Raw genomic sequence first — 19450 nt, forward strand, 5'->3', positions numbered from 1 at the left:
TTATAGTTGACCTCTTAATGTTAACATTTTTTAATTATTTTTACGAATTATTTTTAAAAGTTGCGGAATCTTGTCATTCTATTCGTTTTATTCTTCTTAGGCATATTTTCAGGAAATGCTCAGGTTTTTTCGTGGAAAAATCCCAATGTTCCTGAAGACAGTATTAAAAGGGATAGTATTCTGGCTGCAAAGCTGGAGCAGGATATCTTTGCCAAGGACACTCTGGATTTCATAAGAACTCACAATAAGATCATTATTGATGAAGCTGTACTGGCAAAAAATGATAAAAAGAGATTTTTAGGAGAACTTAATTCAAAAGGCTCCATTATCCGGGGGATTACTTTTGGTAATAATCAGGGGCAATCTGTACAAAGTTCTATGGATCTTCAGATATCAGGCCGTTTATCTAAAGATGTTACCATTTTAGCAAGTATCTCAGATCATAACCTGCCGATTCAGGCTGATGGTTATACCCAGACTTTGGAGGAGTTTGACAAAATCTATATGCAGCTTAATATTAAGGACAAGTCTATTCTCAGAGCGGGGCATCTTGACCTGGTAGAAGCTAAGAATTATTTTGCCAAATACCAGAGAAGAAGTATGGGACTTCAGTTCCAGACAGAATTCGGGAAGGAGAACAAGACATTTGTAGATATCTCTGCAGGTGTTGCACGAAGTGAATTCCACAGAATCCGTTTTCAGGGGGTTGAAGGTAACCAGGGACCTTACCGCCTGACAGGGAAGAACGGTGAACAATTTATCACACTGATTTCCGGATCTGAACAGGTTTTTATTGATGGAATTTTAATGAAGCGTGGTGAGAACCAGGATTATATCATCAATTACAATACCGGTGAGGTTACTTTTACCAGTTTCCGCCCTATTTTCCAGCAGAATTTCATCACCATTTCTTATAACTATGCCAACAGAAATTATTCAAGGTATTTGTTTACTGGAAAGCTTGAGCATCAGAGAGAAAAATTCAAAGTGGGGTTCAACTGGTTTATGGAAAATGACAACAAGAATGCTCCTCTGTCTTTAAACCTTTCTAAGGAAGATGAGCAGATTCTTGCAGAAGCCGGAAATAATCCAGACCTGATGTATGCCCCTTCAGGAGTAGTAACCGAATATGATGTCAATAAGATTTTATACAAATTAAGTCCTGCCGGAAATTTCTATGAATATTCTACGGATTCAAGTTTAACACTGTATCAGGTTTCTTTTACCTATTTCGGAGCCAATCAGGGAGATTATAAAATTGCACAGACTACCAACAACGGACGTGTTTTTGAATATGCAGGCCTTAATGGCGGAGATTACAGAGCAGTAAGAAAACTGCCTTCACCTCAGAAATCGCAGGTATACTCTCTAAATTCTGAATATCTGCTGAATGAAGGAAAAATAGGTGCTGATATCTCCCTGAGCAATTATGATGTCAATTTATTTTCATCAAAAGATTCTGATCAGAATATGGGGTATGCGTGGCGTATTTTTGGAAATAAAAGCTTCACAAAAAACGCATGGAAAGGAACTCCAAGCTTTGAATATCAATATATAGACAGGCAATTTCATATCCTTGACCGTATCAATGATGTAGAATTCTCCAGAGACTTCAACCTTACCCAGGAATTCAATAAAAAGACCCAGAACAGATTTATATTCAGCTTCCTTAATAAATGGAATAATAAGTCTACGCTGAATTACCGCATCAATTATCTGAATGAACAGGATTCTTACAAAGGGATTAAAAATGACCTTGATTTCGGCTGGCTGACAGGAAAATTCTTTACAAAAGGTAATCTGTCTTATCTGAGTACCAATGCTACTCTTCAGGATACGAAGTTCATCCGTGGTGGAGTTTCAACGGAATTTACCGGTAAAAAAGGAAGCTGGGCCATTGGTGGAAGCATGGAGCATAACGAGAAGAAATATAATGATACCCAACTTATGGATGTCACAAGTTTCAGCTGGAAAGAAATCTTTTTGCAAAAGAAAATCGGTGACAGTACAAGAACCAAATTATTGGCAAAAGTATATATGAGAGATAACGACTCGGTGCGTGATAACAGACTTCAGAATATGAACAATATTTTGGGGATCATGGCTGAAAGTCAGATTATCAAAACAGAAAGAACCACCTTAAATGCCTTAATTCACTACCGAAAATTCTTCTACGCAGGTGCAGAAGGTGAAGTAACCCGTAATAATGATTTTGTTGTCGGAAACATCTTATACAATCAGCAGCTTTTCAGAAACGGAATGCGTCTTCAGGCTTTCTATGAGCTTGGAAACGGGCAGGAAGCACAGAGGGAATTTCAGTACATTAAAGTAACAGACGGACAAGGTGTTTATAAATGGACCGATTATAATGGCGATGGCATCCAGCAGCTGGACGAATTTGAAATCGCTGAGTATTCTGATCTTGCCCAATATATCCGTGTGTATACTAATTCTGTAAGATACATTCCTTCCAATAAAAATAAATTGCAGCTGGCTTTATTTGTCAATCCGGCCATTGTTTTCAATTCTGAGAATAAATTTTTAAAACGTTGGAATTTCAATATTTCATTAAATTCTCAAAACTCATTCTATAAAAAGGAAAAAGTGCTTGTTCTGAATCCTTTTGAAAAAAACAGTGACCAGATCCTTAAAAATCAGAATATTCTGGCTTCCGTACAGTTTAATCCAACTGAAAAATCAGGATGGAACGGAAATTACAGATTCATCACCAATGACAATCTTATTAATGCCAATTTCAGTAATGAAGAACGTGAACAGACTTCTCATTTCCTGAATATAGGATATTGGTTCAATAAAGAATTCAGAGTGGATTGGGAAAACTCGGTTCATGATATCCAAAACTCCTCACAATTATTTAAAACAAGGGATTATCGTCTCAATAATTTTGAAACCAAGCCTAAAGCAACGTATAAATTTACAGATGCCATTCAGGCTGAATTATCTTCTGCTTTCCGTCAGAAACAAAGATTGGATGGCGAAGAACTTCTTAAAGCTTTTGATATTACAGGAACCATCCAGTGGGAGCGAAGAAAAACGTCTATCCGTGGAAATTTCTCATTTATCAATAACGATTTTACAGGAAACAATTTCAGTATCGTAGGAAACCAGATGCTGGATGGGCTTAAACCCGGAAAAAACCAGGTATGGAGTGTGTTTATCCAACAGGCAATCAACTCGTTTATCCAGCTGAATCTTAATTACGAAGGAAGAAACTCCGGTGACCGGACCATTCACATCGGAAGTATGCAGGTAAAGGCGAGCTTCTAACAATGAAAAACTGAAGTGAGTAGACCATTAGGCCTTACATTATTTGAATTCTTTTTCTATGCTCAAATTTCTAAACAAAACATTCATTTATACCGATAGATAATATCATATTTCTGAATGTTCAGAATTTCGTAAATTTGCACCATGATAAAAATAGGCAACATAGAACTGCCGGAATTTCCACTTTTGCTGGCTCCAATGGAAGACGTAAGTGATCCTCCGTTCAGACGTTTGTGTAAAATGCATGGTGCAGATTTAATGTATTCGGAATTTATTTCTTCCGAAGGGTTGATTCGTGACGCTATCAAAAGTCGTAAAAAGCTGGATATTTTCGATTATGAAAGACCCGTTGGGATACAGATTTTTGGTGGAGACGAAGAAGCTATGGCCATGTCTGCAAGAATTGTTGAAACCGTAAATCCGGATCTGGTAGATATTAATTTTGGATGTCCTGTAAAAAAAGTTGTCTGCAAAGGAGCAGGAGCTGGTGTTCTGAAAGATATCGACCTTATGGTACGTCTTACAAAAGCTGTTGTAAGCTCTACTCACCTTCCTGTCACGGTAAAAACCCGTCTGGGATGGGACAGCACTAGCATTAATATTGATGAAGTAGCAGAACGCCTGCAGGAAACAGGAATTAAAGCTCTTACCATCCATGCAAGAACCCGTGCTCAAATGTATAAGGGTGAAGCAGACTGGGAACATATTTCAAGAATTAAACAAAATCCTAATATTGAGATTCCTATTTTTGGGAATGGTGATATAGATTCTGCTGAAAAAGCATTAGAATACAAGCAAAAGTATGCATGTGACGGTATTATGATCGGGCGTGCTGCTATTGGATATCCATGGATATTCAATGAAATCAAACACTTCTTTAAAACAGGAGAACATTTACCTGAACCAACAATTTCAGATCGGTTACTGGCTGTTCGTCAACATGCAGAATGGAGTGCTGAATGGAAAGGAGAAAGATTAGGGTTGGTAGAAATGAGACAACATTACAGCAACTATTTCCGTGGAATTCCTCATTTCAAGGAATTCAGAAAAAAATTCCTGGAAGTTTTCACTATGGAAGAAATGGACAGCTTAATTAAAGAAACCCAACAGTTCTACGAAGAATATCAGGCACAGCTATAAAAATAAAACCATCAGCAAAACTGATGGTTTTTATTATTTAGAATCTGATATTAATATCCTTCTGATGAAGATTCGCTTTTAATTAATCCCAGCGCTGAAGAAGTTCCAATTCTTTTAACTCCCATTTTGATCATTTTCTCAGCATCTTCTGGAGTTCTTACTCCTCCGGCTGCTTTTACAGGAAGTTTGCCAGCATTGCTGAGCATAATTGCTATTCCTTCAAATGTTGCTCCGTTAGGCTTCCCTTCAGCAGTCTGATAAAATCCTGTAGATGACTTGACGAAAATTTTCGACAACTCATTTTCAGAAAAATTTTCTTCTGCCCAGGTAGAAATCTTTTTAGTAAGATCTGCAATCTGTTCATCAGTTAATGCAGCAATTTCAATAATCCATTTTGCAACTTTTTGATGCTTAAGAGATAATTGGCTACATTTTACAAATTCTTCTCTTACCAGTTCTATATTCCCTTGTAAGTAAGCCATATAATTAATAACAAAATCTAATTCATCTGCTCCGTCTTCTATTGCTTTTGAAGCTTCTGCAAGTTTCTCATCAACAGAATACGTTCCTTCGTGGAAACCTATCACAGTTCCTACTACAACATTTGAATTTCTTTCCTGAATATATTTCCTGATCTCAGATACGTAATCCGGTCGAATCATCACGGCAAAAATACCATTGTCTATTGCTTCCTGCGTAAGTTCTTTATCTTTTTGAAGTGTTTCTTCGTGGGAAATACCTGATTGCTCTGGAGTTTTCAGGTAAGTTGAATCCAAATATTGGGCTATGTTCATATTATTATACTTTCAATTGTCTGTAAATACCTTGTTCTAAAGATATAAAAGTTTCTGTTCTTGTTACTCCCTTCAGCTTTTGAAGCTTGCTAAGAATCTGCATTAAGTGATCATTGTCTTTACAAAGCACTTTCAGGAAAATAGTATAATTTCCTGTAGTATAGTGGGCCTCCACTACTTCATTGATATCATGCAAAGACTTTACCACTTCCGGATAATGGCTTGGCTGGTCTAAAAATACACCAATGTAGGAAATCACTTTGTATCCAATTTTCTTAGGATTAAGAAATGATATTGAATTTTCAATAACTCCTGCATGTTCGAGTTTTTTGATTCTTTGATGCACTGCAGTGGTGGAAATTCCAACATTTTTTGAAATGTGGGCTAAAGAAGTTTTAGCATTATCCATCAACATGTAGATGATTTCTTTGTCAATAGAATCTAAATGGTAGCTTGTGTTGCTCGAATTTTTCATTTTCTACTTTTTTTATTATTTATGTTTTTTTACTGTAAATTTTTAAATTTTACAAAAACCGGAAAGTGGTCGCTATATCCGCCTAAATACCGTGTACCAGCATAAGTTCGGAATGGCCGTCCTTCAAAATTTCTGGTTCTGCTGCTAATTTTTTCAGAATTGAATATATGAGCATCCTGAAAAACCAGCGTCTTATTATCAAGCAAAGATCTTGATATAATGATCTGATCATACAGCAATCCAGATTTATAATGAAAAGTAGAATAATTTCTTGTGGAAAACAATTGCTGAAAAGGGTTCATTAAAGCCTTCTCATCGTCATTGTCATAGAGAATTTGTACTAAATTTTCATCATCCGGGTTTTCGTTAAAATCACCACACAATATAACATGCTCTTTATCAGCATTTACAATTTTTATAATCCGTTGCCGTACTTCATTCAATATAAAGGTTCTTTTAGGTTTATTGATATCTTTTTCGCGCTTAGAGGGAAGATGGGCGATAAAGACATTAATAATTTCCCCTTTATATTTTATTTTTGAAAAAAGTACGTCTCTGGTTGTGTCGTAATTTTCTGTGTTTTTATTTACTATTTCAAAAAAGAAAGTAATGGTTTCCGAATCTATTACCTCTACTTTATTTTTATCATATAACATGGCTACATCCACTTTTCTTTCGTCCATGGAATTGTAATGTACAATTCCGTATTCCGAATTAAAGGGCTCCATCTCCACAAGATCTTCCAAAACTTTCCTTCCGGAAACTTCAGATAATCCTATTACAAATGGCAGTACACCATTATCCTCCTTCATCAACTGAAATACATGTGAGATCTTGAAGAGCTTATTTCTGTATCTCTTTTCATCCCAATTCCTTAATCCTGACCGGGTAGGATCTAATTTGTGGACAGGTTTCGGATCGGGTAAAAATAAATTTTCAACATTATAAAAAGAGAATAGCTCCATCTACACTAATTTCTATACTTTTAATTTATTATGTTCTTTTTACTTTAAGATGTAAATTTATTCTTTTTTTTCAAATTTCCTTGATTTATTTCTAAAAGGAAAAATCAATTCCCTTAAAAAAACAATTCAAATATAGTAAAAAATACTAATGAAATCAGCTATAATAAATTAATTTTTCAATTATCCAAGAGGTTCACTGTATTAACTAAAATTGAGACAATATACAAAAACAGGAATAATAGAAATAAATTATCAATTTAAAATTAGAAATATTAATATTTTTCATCATTATTGAATCCACAACAAATATTATTCCATTCAACAAAAACTAATGGAATTAAATGTCTAAGTAATAATTAACTAAATTGTGACAATTTTTCGTTTACAGTAAATCGGGACGTTTTTCTTTTGTAATTCTTACAGCTTCATCATGACGCCACTCTTCAATTTTTCCGAAGTTCCCGCTTAACAGGATTTTGGGAACATCCAGACCTTTATAACTTTCAGGTCTCGTATAAATGGGCGGTGAAAGAAGATCGTCCTGAAAACTATCTGTTAAAGCGCTCTGTTCATCATTCAAAACTCCCGGAAGCAATCTGATAATTGAGTCTGCCAAAACACAGGCTGCCAGTTCTCCCCCGGTAAGAACATAATCTCCGATTGAAATTTCTTTTGTAATATGAAGATCTCTTACTCTTTGATCTATTCCTTTGTAGTGGCCGCAAAGAAAGATGAGATTTTCTTTGATGGAAAGTGAATTGGCAATTTTCTGATTCAAAGTAACGCCATCCGGTGTCAGATAAATGACTTCATCATAATTCCGTTGAGATTTAAGCTCTGAAATACATTTATCCAGCGGTTCTACCATCATTACCATTCCTGCTCCGCCCCCGTAAGGTTCATCATCAATTTGTCTGTGCTTATTGATTGCCCAGTCTCTCAAATGGTGAAAATGTACTTCTACCAGCCCTTTATCCATCGCTCTTTTCAAAATAGAAGTTTTGAACGGACTTTCCATCAATTCCGGAAGTACGCTTATTATGTCAATTCTCATTGTAATGTTCCGTTTTTCTTAGTAGGTATAATAATTAATCTTAAAGAAGAATCTTTGTTGATATAACTCCACATCCAGTTGAAGAATATGGCCAGCTTATTTCGAACGCTCAAAATTAGCATTAAATGGAGAAACATCCAGAAATACCATGCCAGAAATCCCTGAAATTTTATAAACGGCAGATCGACAACAGCTCTGTGCTTCCCAATAGTCGCTAATGAGCCTTTATCATCATACTCGTATTCTTTCCATTCTTCCCGGCTTTTCTTTAAAATATTTTTACCTAAATTTTTTCCCTGATTAATGGCTACGTTAGCTACCTGAGGATGTCCCTGTGGATATTTTGGTGTTTCCATATAGGCAATATCTCCTATGGCATAAATATTATCGTAACCTTGTATTTTATTATATCGATCTACAATATATCTGTTTCTTACTAATTTTTCTTCCGGAAAACCTCCTACTACATTTCCGGTAACGCCGGCTGCCCAGATCACATTGTTGGATGGTATTTCTTTTCCGCTTCTGAGATGCACTTTGTCACCATCATAATCTGTTACCACTTCCCCGCTCAAAAAAGTAACTCCTAGATCTTTCAGGTATTTCTCAGATTTATTCTGTGCCTCGCTGCTCATTACAGCAAGGGGTTTTTCTGTGGAACTTACCAGAATAATCTTCAGATGATCAAAGTTCATGTAAGGATAATCTCTTGGAAGAATGTCTTTTTTCATTTCAGCAAAAGCTCCAGCCAGTTCTACTCCGGTAGGACCGCTTCCAACGATCACAATATTCCAGTTTCCGTCATCGCTGCGGCTTTTTTCAATAATCAGTTTTTCAAAGGTCATCAGAACATGATTTCTGATACTGATGGCTTCCTGGGTATTTTTCATTCCGAAAGCTTTTCCTTCCAGATCTTTGTTTCCGAAAAAATTAGTTTTACAGCCCGTTGCAATGATGAGTTTATCGTAAGTAAATTCTGCTTCGTCGGTAATGACTTTATTGTTGGCAGGGTCTATTTCCTTCACCTCTGTCATACGGAACTGTGTGTTTCTGGATTGCTGAAAAATCTTTCTGAAGGGAAAAGAAATGTTGGAAGGTTCTATCCTTCCTGAGGCTACCTGATAAAAAAGCGGCTGAAACATATGGTGGTTCATCCGGTCGAGAACAATGACCTTTTTGTTCTTGTTATTCAATGTTTTTGCAAGCTGCAGCCCCGCAAATCCTCCTCCAATAATGATGATTTTTTCGCGTGTTTCCATAATACACAAATTTACTGATTTTATTTTAGCATTTGGCAGTGAAAAAAGTTAGTTTTGCAAAACTTTATGACACCAAAAAAGTATACCAAAAAAACTGCCAAACAAGTCCATAAATCTCGACGGAAGAAGTATTTTTTCCGAAGATGGGTCATATTGGCGATTTTAATGGTAGCATTAGTGGGAACAGGGCTTTACTTAAAGCAGTCCGTCAGTTATTACTATGCCTTGTACTTTAATAAATTTAAGCATAAAAAGCTTCATAACAGTGAAAAAGAGGCTGCAAGAATTCAAAGGATATTAGCCAGCAACCTTGACAAAACCTATGGCTTTGATGTTTCGCATTATCAGAACCGGGAAGATATCAAATGGGATAGCCTCAGCATCGGAAATAAAACGATTCCGCTGGAATTTGTTGTGATGCGTGCAACGATGGGAAACCGGAGTGCCGATAAGCATTTTGATGAATTCTGGGAAAGCGCCAAAAAACATGAGCTTATCCGGGGTGCCTATCATTTTTACAGAGCTGATGAAGATCCTGTAATCCAGGCCAATAATTTTTTAGAGAATGTGAAACTTGAAAGCGGAGATCTTCCTCCGATTCTTGATATTGAAAAAATCCCAAAGCGTAAAACCAACAAAAAACTGGTTGAAGACCTGAAAGTATGGTGTAAAATTGTAGAAGAAGCCTATGGTGAAAAACCTATCATCTACACGTACTACCATTACTATAAAGATTTTCTGAAAGGCGAGTTTGAAGGCTATCCTTTATGGCTTGCCAATTACAACGATGTTCCCTCACCTTCTCCCGATGACGAGTGGGATTTCTGGCAGTTCACAGAAAACGGTATTGTTCACGGCATCAATACAAAAGTGGATCTTGATGTCTACAATGGTAATTCGTGGTCGTTAAAAAGGCTGACACTGGATTAGAAAGAAGGGAATGTATGGAACAGTTAATTAATTGTCCAGCTGATCAAACTACATATGTATTAATCATCTTCATTCATATTATTGCTTCCGTTTTTATCCATTTTCACATCAATATTAATGGCTGGTGCGGCAATGGTCATTTTCTGCCAGTCACCATAAAACTCCCTTATAAATCCTGTTCTGAACAAAGCAGCGCTGATTTTAATCCTGCCGTCAAAATCTTTTAAAAACTGTATGCCGATAAAAAATTTTCCCTGCAACCAGATATTACGGTCGCTGACATCCAGTGTATACGTTCCGTCTTTGATCATATCTTCAGTGAGCTTTACGGTAATCTCCTCTTCCAGGATATTTTTATCCGGGAAACCATTTTTTTCACTGTAAATGCTATATCTCATTAAAACCGGCTCGGTAGAAACATAGCTGGCTATATTCAGATTGATATTTTTAAGCTTTGATCTTTTCTTAGCGTTGAATTCTAAAGCTGTTTCTCCAAGAAAACTATTTTTGTCAAATTCCGGGTTAACAGAATAAATAACACTTTTTGTTTTGGTATTGACCCCCCAGTTTTTATCTACCAGCTTTTTAGGCTTAATTGTAATCTCTTTAATATTTTTAGTTTTCTCCGTTAAAAATATTTTTTGCTGGTCATACTTTTTAAAATCCTGTATTGTTTCCTGATAAAGATTGTATCCAGGCACTTCAATTTTTATTTTCTGCTGCGGTTCAGTATTGGAAAGATCAATTGAAAATTTTCCTTTTTCATCTGAAATCGTGCCTGTCGATTTTTTCTCAATCCCGATTTTCACATAAGGAATAGGCTGATGTTCGTTTTTAGAAACAATAGTTCCGGAAATAACCTGCGCATGGAAGGCTGAGGCTGCCACAAAGAAGAATAAAGTAGAATATATTTTCATGTTAAAAGTTTGATGCAAACATATCTAATTTCAATATGCCGGCCTCCCAACATTTTATTAAATTTATTCTCCATTTAGTTAAAATTATTTAAAAAATTTCCGGAATTCTTTCATAGCTCTATCAAGAATTTAAACTCAGAATTATAGGATATTCATAACCTCTTCCCATGAATGAACTCTTTCATAGGTATCATTTTCTATCAGTTCATTATGAGGTTGGGTAAAAATCAGTCTTTGTCCTGAAAAATGGTCCAGATTTTTAGGATAATCATCAATCATGACATCTCCGGACACTACTCTTTTACTTCCACAAAGAACAATCTGTTCCCATGTAATAAAAGGAAAATGCTCTGCCAGCCAGTCATATTTTTCTCTTAAGCTGTTGGGAAACTCCATTCCGGCAGATACGATATAGAGTTCATATTTATTGTTCAGATATTCCATTGCCTCACGGCTTCCTTTCATTACAGGTAAGGTTCTGAAAAATCCTACCTCATTCACGTGCTTTTTTCCATTGGGAAAAGACTCTATTTCAGGCTTGCCCGCCAAATCACTGATTTCAATTTCTCTTCCGGTATCTCTTTTTTCAAATTGTACCAGCTGATGATATACATCTGCCATTACCCCGTCCATGTCGACAATAACTTTTTTCATTGTTTCAATCAGATTTTTGTATTATTTATTACTATTTTAAAATGTGTATTTCATTGTGGTTGATCAAATTTACTGATTAGTTTTTTCAGGCAAGGGACACAGTCTATTAAAAAATCATAAATATTCATTTTTATAAGAGGCGTTCCGGAAAGTTTTATGGCTACATTTTTCGTATTTTTGCGGCTTAGTTAAAAATTAAAATCAAACTATTAATTCCCAATGAATTACGTTTCTGCAGAAAATCTTACCAAATCTTACGGCATCAAAGTTTTGTTTAAAAATATTTCTTTCCACATCAATGAAGGAGATAAAATAGCGATTGTTGCCAAAAACGGAAGTGGAAAATCTACGCTTCTGAAAATATTAATGGGTAAAGAAATTGCAGACAGCGGAACTGCGATCATTAACAAAGATATCCAGGTGGTATTATTTGACCAGGAAATTGATTATGATCCTAAGCTCAGCATTGAGGAATTCATGATGACCCTTGATTCTGAGCCTATCCTCGCCCTTAAAAACTATCATCGATCCCTTCATTCTACAGATAATGATTTTATTGAGAAAGCATTAGCTGATATGGAAGCACATAAAGCCTGGGACCTGGAAAATGAAATGAAACAGATTCTTTCCCAGCTTAAGATCATTGATCTGGATGCCAAAATGGGAACTCTTTCCGGAGGGCAGATTAAACGTGTAGCATTGGCTAAACTTTTAACAGAAACAAGAGCTGAACACAGACATACCCTTCTTATCATGGACGAACCTACCAACCACCTGGATGTGGATATGGTAGAATGGCTTGAAAATTATCTGAACAAAGCAAAAATCACTTTACTTCTTGTCACCCACGACCGATATTTCCTTGACAGTGTTTGTGATATTATCTGGGAAATGGAGGATCAGAATCTTTACGTTCACAACGGTTCGTATGCCACTTATCTGGAGAACAAGATGATTCGTGAGGAGAATCTTAATGCTACAATTGACAAAGCCAACAACCTTTACAGAAAGGAGCTGGAATGGATGCGAAGACAGCCAAAAGCAAGAACCACAAAATCAAAAAGCAGAATTGACGCTTTCTACGAAACGGAAAAAGTTGCCAAAACCGATACCAGAAAAGACGGACTGGAACTGGATTTTGAAATGAAGCGTCTGGGAAATAAAATTCTTGAACTCAAAAATATTGACAAGAGCTTTGGACCGAAAGTTCTTTTAAAGAATTTCAGCTACCAGTTTCAGCGTGGAGAAAAAGTGGGAATCATTGGAAAAAACGGAGCAGGAAAATCTACTCTTCTCAATATCATTCAAGGGCTTGAAAAAGCGGATAAAGGAGAAATTGAAACAGGAGAAACGATTTCTTTCGGTTATTTCGCTCAGAAAGGCCTTACCTATAAAGAAGATGAACGTGTAATTGATTTCATCAAGGAGATTGCAGAATTTTATCCTTTAGCGAATGGAAGAAGTTTATCTGCGTCACAGTTCTTAAGATTGTTTTTATTTGACGATCAGACTCAGTACTCTCCTATTTCTAAACTTTCGGGTGGTGAAAAGAGAAGGCTTCACCTGATGTATATTTTGTATCAGAATCCTAACTTCCTGATTTTTGATGAGCCTACGAATGATCTTGACCTTCCAACGTTAACAGTTCTTGAAAACTTCCTTCAGCAATTTCAGGGATCTTTGATTATCGTTTCCCATGACAGGTATTTCATGGACAGAATTGTAGATCATGTACTGGCTTTTGAGGGCAATGGAAAAATCAGGGATTTTGTAGGGAATTTCTCAGAATACAGAGAAGCCAGAAGCCGTGAAGAAGCATTAGAAAAAAATGCAGCGGTAAAACCTGAGCCTGTAAAAGAAGTAATTTCTTCAACAGAGAATATCCAGTCTTCGAATTCTAAAAGAAAGCTCACTTTTAAAGAACAAAGAGAACTGGAAACCATTGAAAAAGAAATGCCTGAACTGGAAGAACAGCGTGCTAAAATTCTGGATAAGCTCAACAATGAAGCTGATTACGAAAAGATAGCCACTCTTTCGTCTGAGCTGGAAACGGTTTCAGAAAAACTGGAGAACCACGAAATGAGATGGCTGGAACTTCAGGAACTTCTTTAATAATGATGAATTATGAATGAATTCAAAGAGTTGGAGAGTTTGAGGGTTTGAGGGTAAATGAGTTGAAAATTTATAATCACAACTACGATCAACCTTAAACCTTGAACCTTAAACTTTGAATTCATTCATAATTCATAACTCATTTATAATTGAATGATTCTTCCTTCTTTTGCACTTTCAAGAGAAGCATCAATGATTTTCATATTCTGAATAACTTCTTTTCCGGGAGATGGTAAAGCATATCCAAAAACAATATGTTCATAAATCTGCTGGTAATAATCCATATAATTTCCGGGTTCACTAGAGGTAAGAATTCTTTCTGTTTCAGAATCATCATTCAGGAAGTTTAAAATTCCGTCCGGTTCTTTTAGCGGCTGCGTCCATTCTTTACCATATTCAGGAACAGCACCAGCCACCAGCTCATTTTCCTGATTATCGGTTCTTTCCTGTAAGAAAGTTCCTCTGTCCCCATGAATTGTGTAGGCATAATGCCCTTCTTTACTGAAAACAGACGATTTCAATCTTACTCTCAGATCATCTTTATAGAATAAGAGAATTTCAAAATAATCGTTAGCGAAGTCAGCTCCTTTCATAGAAAATACATCTGCAAAAAGTTTTTCAGGGTATCCAAAAAATTGTACAGCCTGATCTACAAGATGTGCTCCCAGATCGTGAAGAGATCCTGATCCTGCCTGATCAGGACTTTCTTTATGCTGTTTTCCACTGGCAGTGGTACGGAATCTGTCAAAACGGATTTCAACTTCTTTAATATTCCCTAGTTTCTTATCATTCAGAATTTTTTGAACCTGTAATAAATCCCTGTCGAATCTTCTGTTTTGATATACACTTAAAAACAATCCTTTTTCTTCTGCCAATTGTACCAGCTCTTCCGCTTCAGAAACATTTACGGTAAAGGGTTTTTCCACAATAATATTCTTTCCTGCTTCCAATGCCTTTTTCGCATACTCATAATGGGTCTGAACCGGAGTATTGATGATTACCAATTCCACATCAGCATGCTGAAGCATTTCTTCCACGGAACGGTAGATAGTTGATTCGGGATATTTCTCCTTTGATTCCTCCTTACTTCTTTCCACCACAGCAGACATAAAAAATCCCGGATGTTCCTTCAAAAAAGGAGCATGGAATACTTTCCCACTCATTCCAAAGGCACAAAGCCCTGCTTTTACCAATTGCATATTATAATTTTTAACAAATATATTCATAAAAACTTCTCTATTCCCCAGTCTAAAGGAGGTATAGAAATAATCCATCTCGTCGACTCATAAAAATATGATTTAAATCATAAAATTATTTTTATCTATTCTAAACAAATACTTACATTTGCGCCTTATTTAAAACTGTTCTATATAAAAATAAAATGAAAAGACAATTACTTTCTTTAGGCCTTCTATTGATCGCAGCTTCGGCAAGTTCACAGCTGAAAAATGCTGAAGCAGATACAATCAGAACTCAGACTATTGAAGATATCAACCTTCATAAAACAGGAAATCCTAACCAGGCAAGACCCTTATCGACAAAATCAAGCCTGACGATAATGGAAAACCCTCAGCCCATTGCTATTGTTACCCACGAAATTATTGAGCAGCAACAGGCAAAGCAGCTAAGTGATGTTCTTCAGAATGTAAATGGATTGTACATCACTTCATCCAGAGGAAATTCTCAGGACAGCTTTGGTGGGCGTGGTTTCATTTTAGGAAATGATAATATTTTTAAGAATGGCTCAAGAGTAAACAGCGGTGTTTTCCCTGAAGTAAGTGGTCTGGAAAGAGTGGAAGTTTTAAAGGGAGCCAATGCGATGCTTTTTGGGAATACAGCAGCAGGGGGTGTTATCAATATGATTACAAAAAAACCCAGGTTCAATTTTGGCGGAAGCATAGGTTTAAATGGCGGAAGCTGGAATTCTTATAAACCGACCGTTGATATCTATGGTCCATTATCCAAAAATGCTGCATTCAGAATAAACGGAGCCTATGAGCATGCTGAAAGTTTCAGAGATGTTGTAGAATCAGAAAAATATTATTTCAACCCTTCATTCTTATTTAATTTAAGTGATAAATCTCAGTTAATTGTTGAGGCAGATTATCTTAAAACAAATTTTACACCCGATTTCGGGCTTGGATCTATTACGGAAAAAGACCAAAGCTACAGATTGAATGATACCGTTTCCAGAAACACTTTCTTCGGAACTGACTGGCAATATCAAAATGTACAGCAAGCTTCTACGAATGTAACTTTTAATCATCAATTTAATGAAAAATGGTCTCTGAACGCAACTGCTTCATATCAAAACTATACTAAAGATTATTTTTCTTCTGAAAGAGTGCAATGGATCTATGACACCAAAGATACCACTGTAGATCCTAACAGATTATCATGGAAAAGACCTTTTGGCAGAACTTACAACGAACAAAATTATACTTCAGCACAAGTAAACATCAATGGTGAATTCAATACAGGAAAAATCAGCCATAAAGTTTTAATTGGGGCAGATGCTGATTACAGCCAGGCAGATGCTTATGCTTATAATATTACAGCGCCAAAAAATCTCCTGTATTTAGATGACGCTTCAACATGGGGAAGTATTGATATGCCAAATTCTACCCTTAGCACAAGAAACAGAATCAATACAAGAAGAATCGGGATCTATGCACAGGATTTTATCAGCATAACAAAGCAACTAAAAGTAATTGCGGGGCTAAGATGGTCTTATATAGAAAATATGCCTACGCTGACAACTCGTTTTACATTAAATGATAAAATTGAAGTCGCTAATTCTTCAACGTCTGACAATGCGTTTTCTCCAAAAGTAGGCTTGGTATATGCTCCTAATGAAAATCTTTCAGTGTTTGCAACCTATACGAATTCTTTTGCAGCAAATGCGGGGTATACTTCAGATCAATTTGGAACAGTAAATACCAATCAACCTGTTACAGATGTTCAACTTCAGTTAAACACTTTATCAAGACAAAGCATAAAGCCATCCACTGTTGATCAATACGAAATTGGTATTAAAAAGAATTTCTGGAACAATGCTTTAGCTGTTAACTTAACGGCTTACCAGATTATGTACAATAATTACTATCAAACGTATTGGTTTGCTTCTGCTTCCAATGGAGCACCGGTAAATTCCACAGACACCAATCTTAAAGAATTTGCAGGAAATATGAGAAGCCGTGGTGTGGAACTGGACATTACAGGAAATCCCACAGAAAACTTATCTATAATTGGAGGTTTTTCTTATAACAATTCCGTTTATACTGACACTCCTGAAAAAGGATATATTGAAAACCAAAGACTGGTAAGAACACCAGCTACAACAGCAAATGCTTCTGTTTTCTATAAATTTACAAACTACGTAAAAGGTTTAAAAATTGGAGCTGGAATTTATTACATCGGGGACAGAATTGCCGGATGGAATGATACAAAATCTACCAATACCAGTAGAAATAATGTAAGCAGAATGTTTGATCTGAAAGATTACACAACTGTTTCCGTATCAGTAGGCTACGAGTGGAAAAAATTCTCAATCCAAGGGAGAGTGGGCAACCTGTTTGATGTCGTAAACTATAATGTTCACGAGAATTATTCAGTGAATCCTATCACGCCTAGAAATTATTATTTCACATTAACATACAGACTCTAGAATTCTTTATATAGTAACTCTTTCATTAAAAGTGGAGATTGCATTTTTTGCAGTTTCCACTTTTGAAATTTTAAACAAAAACAAAACAATAAGATATGGATAAGATTAAAGACACAAGAAGCTTCATGAGAATTACACACCGTTACCTGGGATATTTCCTTGCCGGGATTATGGCTGTATATTCGTTAAGTGGAATTCTTCTGGTGTACAGAGACACTGATTTTCTGAAAAGCGAAAAGAAATATGAAAAAAACATAGCGCCCAATCTTTCTGAAAAAGAACTGAAAAAAGAACTTAAGATGAAGGGGTTGGAAGTTGAAAAAACAGAAGGAAGTGTTCTTTATTTTAAACAGGGAACTTATGACAGCGCAACCGGAAAAGCCAAGTACACTAAAAAGGAACTGCCTTTCGTATTGGATAAAATGGTTTCTCTTCACAAATCACAATCTAAAGATGCTATATCTCCCTTAAGCGTATTCTTTGGAGTTTCCCTTTTCTTTTTTGTAATATCAAGTTTCTGGATGTTTAATCCCAAGACAAAAGCATTCAAACGAGGAATCAAGTTTACCATTGCCGGACTTATCATTTCCGTGATTCTTTTATTTATTTAAAAAATCGACGCAAAATAAATATTTTATATAATTAATGATATACACCTGATTTTATCATTTTATTCTTAAATCATTCATTTTATTTTCATTATCATGGCAATATATGAAGTCAATAAGTTAAAAAAATAAACTATATCTAACTGAAAACCTTAACGTTTGTTTAGAAAAATTACCTAAAATTAAGAGTCTGGCACATTTATTGTTTTTTCTATAATTCGTGAATAATAACATTTAATTATTAAAATAATAAATTATGAAAAAACTTATTTTAACAGGAATATTAGCCGTAGCAGGCTTAACAGCAACTGCCAACGCTCAGATTCAAAAAGGTAATTGGATGGTAGGGGGTAACCTTGTAGGGGCAAATTTTGGATTAAATGAAGGAGCAGGATACAACTTTGCAATTCAGCCAAAAGGAGCATATTTCATTGAAGATAATATCGCAGTTGGGGGATACGTAGATTTAGGTTTCAAAGGAGCTAAAGATGCACCCACTACTTTTACATATAATGTAGGAGCATTAGGACGTTACTATCTTAACCCAGGAGAGCAAGGAGTAAACAACTTACTACACCACGGAAGATGGTTCTTCGAAGGTAACGTAGGTGTTGGAGGAATGTCAATCTCTAAAGGAGGTTCTTCTTCTAACGGTCTTAACTTCGGATTCGGACCTGGATATTCTTACTTCATCACTCCAAACATCGGATTGGAAGGTTTAGTGAAATATGATGCAAACGCTGGGTTTGGAAGCGGTGGATACACTAACAAAATTACTTTTGGTTTAGGATTCCAGATTTATCTTCCAACGTCTAAAGCAAAACAAATCATCAACGACGTTAAGTAATCACTGAAATACTTATAAAAAAATGAAAGCGCCCCGGAATTTATTTCCGGGGCGCTTTTCGTACAAATTAAAACTAAACTATAAAAAATCAAATAAATCATGGATTAGGCTGGGGCGTGTATCTCAAATATGGTTTTATTTCCGTTACACCTTTTGGGAACATTTCTAGTGCATCTTCTGTAGAAATGGTAGGCGGAATAATAACATCATCCCCATTTTCCCAATTAACAGGTGTGGCCACGCGATACTTATCCACCAACTGTAAAGAATCCAGCACTCTAAGGATTTCGTTAAAATTCCTTCCTGTAGAGGCCGGATAGGTAATAATCAGTCTTACTTTTTTTGAAGGATCAATAATCAAAAGAGAACGTACCGTAGCTGTAGCTGATGCATTGGGATGAATAAAATCATACAGTTCCGAAACTTTTCTGTCTTTATCAGCAATAATAGGAAACTTCACAGTGGTATTCTGAGTTTCATTAATATCTTTCACCCAGTTCTGATGGTCTTCTACCCCATCTACACTCAGAGCAATCACTTTGGTATCTCTGGCTTCAAACTCAGACTGCAATTTTGCGGTATACCCCAATTCTGTAGTACATACCGGCGTATAATCTGCAGGGTGCGAAAACAAAATCCCCCAGGAATCTCCCAGATAATTATAAAAATTAATATCACCTACTGACGACTCTGCCTGGAAGTTGGGTGCTTTATCTCCTAGTTTGATTGACATAATATTC

The 19450-nt window shown here is 36.0% G+C and carries 16 protein-coding genes; 7 read left to right on the forward strand and 9 right to left on the reverse strand.

Going from position 1 to position 19450, the window contains the following annotated elements:
• The first annotated feature begins 60 nt into the window (after window positions 1–60).
• Complete coding sequence (locus ACODR7_RS05310; RefSeq protein WP_488837854.1) at window positions 61–3288, forward strand: DUF8818 domain-containing protein; 3228 nt, start codon at window positions 61–63, stop codon at window positions 3286–3288.
• 144 nt (window positions 3289–3432) lie between these two features.
• Entirely contained in the window at window positions 3433–4428 is a 996-nt protein-coding gene (gene dusB / locus ACODR7_RS05315; RefSeq protein ID WP_110008089.1) for a tRNA dihydrouridine synthase DusB, read from the forward strand.
• Between the two features lie 50 nt (window positions 4429–4478).
• On the opposite strand, the gene deoC is transcribed toward dusB, so the two are convergent.
• From deoC to ACODR7_RS05340, 5 genes are all read right to left on the reverse strand, one after another.
• Window positions 4479–5222 carry a deoxyribose-phosphate aldolase gene (gene deoC / locus ACODR7_RS05320; protein ID WP_488837856.1) on the reverse strand — a complete coding sequence of 248 codons (744 nt, stop codon included), beginning with the start codon at window positions 5220–5222 and terminating at the stop codon, window positions 4479–4481.
• Between the two features lie 4 nt (window positions 5223–5226).
• Entirely contained in the window at window positions 5227–5697 is a 471-nt protein-coding gene (locus ACODR7_RS05325; RefSeq protein WP_002976659.1) for an Lrp/AsnC ligand binding domain-containing protein, read from the reverse strand.
• Window positions 5698–5726: 29 nt separating this feature from the next.
• Window positions 5727–6662 carry an endonuclease/exonuclease/phosphatase family protein gene (locus ACODR7_RS05330; RefSeq protein WP_488837858.1) on the reverse strand — a complete coding sequence of 312 codons (936 nt, stop codon included), beginning with the start codon at window positions 6660–6662 and terminating at the stop codon, window positions 5727–5729.
• A gap of 382 nt (window positions 6663–7044) precedes the next feature.
• Entirely contained in the window at window positions 7045–7716 is a 672-nt protein-coding gene (trmD, locus tag ACODR7_RS05335; protein WP_076595813.1) for a tRNA (guanosine(37)-N1)-methyltransferase TrmD, read from the reverse strand.
• Window positions 7713–8975: an NAD(P)/FAD-dependent oxidoreductase gene (locus ACODR7_RS05340; RefSeq protein ID WP_488837860.1), complete on the reverse strand. Its 1263-nt coding sequence runs from the start codon at window positions 8973–8975 to the stop codon at window positions 7713–7715. The genes trmD and ACODR7_RS05340 overlap by 4 nt, the downstream gene beginning before the upstream one ends.
• A gap of 66 nt (window positions 8976–9041) precedes the next feature.
• On the opposite strand from ACODR7_RS05340, the gene ACODR7_RS05345 reads away from it, so the two are divergent.
• Window positions 9042–9905 carry a glycoside hydrolase family 25 protein gene (locus tag ACODR7_RS05345; protein WP_488837862.1) on the forward strand — a complete coding sequence of 288 codons (864 nt, stop codon included), beginning with the start codon at window positions 9042–9044 and terminating at the stop codon, window positions 9903–9905.
• Window positions 9906–9964: 59 nt separating this feature from the next.
• On the opposite strand, the gene ACODR7_RS05350 is transcribed toward ACODR7_RS05345, so the two are convergent.
• Complete coding sequence (locus tag ACODR7_RS05350; protein ID WP_488837863.1) at window positions 9965–10822, reverse strand: carboxypeptidase-like regulatory domain-containing protein; 858 nt, start codon at window positions 10820–10822, stop codon at window positions 9965–9967.
• Between the two features lie 141 nt (window positions 10823–10963).
• A complete protein-coding gene (locus tag ACODR7_RS05355; protein ID WP_488837865.1) occupies window positions 10964–11476 on the reverse strand; it encodes a 5' nucleotidase, NT5C type in 513 nt (170 codons plus the stop codon).
• A gap of 219 nt (window positions 11477–11695) precedes the next feature.
• Here ACODR7_RS05355 and ACODR7_RS05360 point away from each other — a divergent pair, with 219 nt between their 5' ends.
• Complete coding sequence (locus ACODR7_RS05360; protein WP_488837867.1) at window positions 11696–13588, forward strand: ABC-F family ATP-binding cassette domain-containing protein; 1893 nt, start codon at window positions 11696–11698, stop codon at window positions 13586–13588.
• A gap of 143 nt (window positions 13589–13731) precedes the next feature.
• Here the strand turns inward: ACODR7_RS05360 and ACODR7_RS05365 are convergent, their stop codons facing one another.
• Complete coding sequence (locus tag ACODR7_RS05365) at window positions 13732–14787, reverse strand: Gfo/Idh/MocA family oxidoreductase (protein ID WP_488837868.1); 1056 nt, start codon at window positions 14785–14787, stop codon at window positions 13732–13734.
• A gap of 182 nt (window positions 14788–14969) precedes the next feature.
• On the opposite strand from ACODR7_RS05365, the gene ACODR7_RS05370 reads away from it, so the two are divergent.
• The 3 genes from ACODR7_RS05370 (at window position 14970) to ACODR7_RS05380 (ending at window position 18710) form a co-directional block, all read left to right on the forward strand.
• Window positions 14970–17255, forward strand: a complete 2286-nt coding sequence (locus ACODR7_RS05370; protein ID WP_488837869.1) for a TonB-dependent siderophore receptor — start codon at window positions 14970–14972, stop codon at window positions 17253–17255.
• A gap of 95 nt (window positions 17256–17350) precedes the next feature.
• The gene (locus ACODR7_RS05375) at window positions 17351–17866 is read left to right on the forward strand and encodes a hypothetical protein (protein ID WP_076595806.1); all 516 of its coding nucleotides are present in this window, start codon (window positions 17351–17353) and stop codon (window positions 17864–17866) included.
• Between the two features lie 253 nt (window positions 17867–18119).
• Window positions 18120–18710, forward strand: a complete 591-nt coding sequence (locus tag ACODR7_RS05380) for an outer membrane beta-barrel protein (RefSeq protein ID WP_047435061.1) — start codon at window positions 18120–18122, stop codon at window positions 18708–18710.
• 97 nt (window positions 18711–18807) lie between these two features.
• On the opposite strand, the gene ACODR7_RS05385 is transcribed toward ACODR7_RS05380, so the two are convergent.
• Window positions 18808–19443 carry a peroxiredoxin gene (locus ACODR7_RS05385; RefSeq protein WP_488837872.1) on the reverse strand — a complete coding sequence of 212 codons (636 nt, stop codon included), beginning with the start codon at window positions 19441–19443 and terminating at the stop codon, window positions 18808–18810.
• Window positions 19444–19450: the final 7 nt, after the last annotated feature.

The organism is Chryseobacterium sp. FG46 (genome assembly GCF_057809135.1).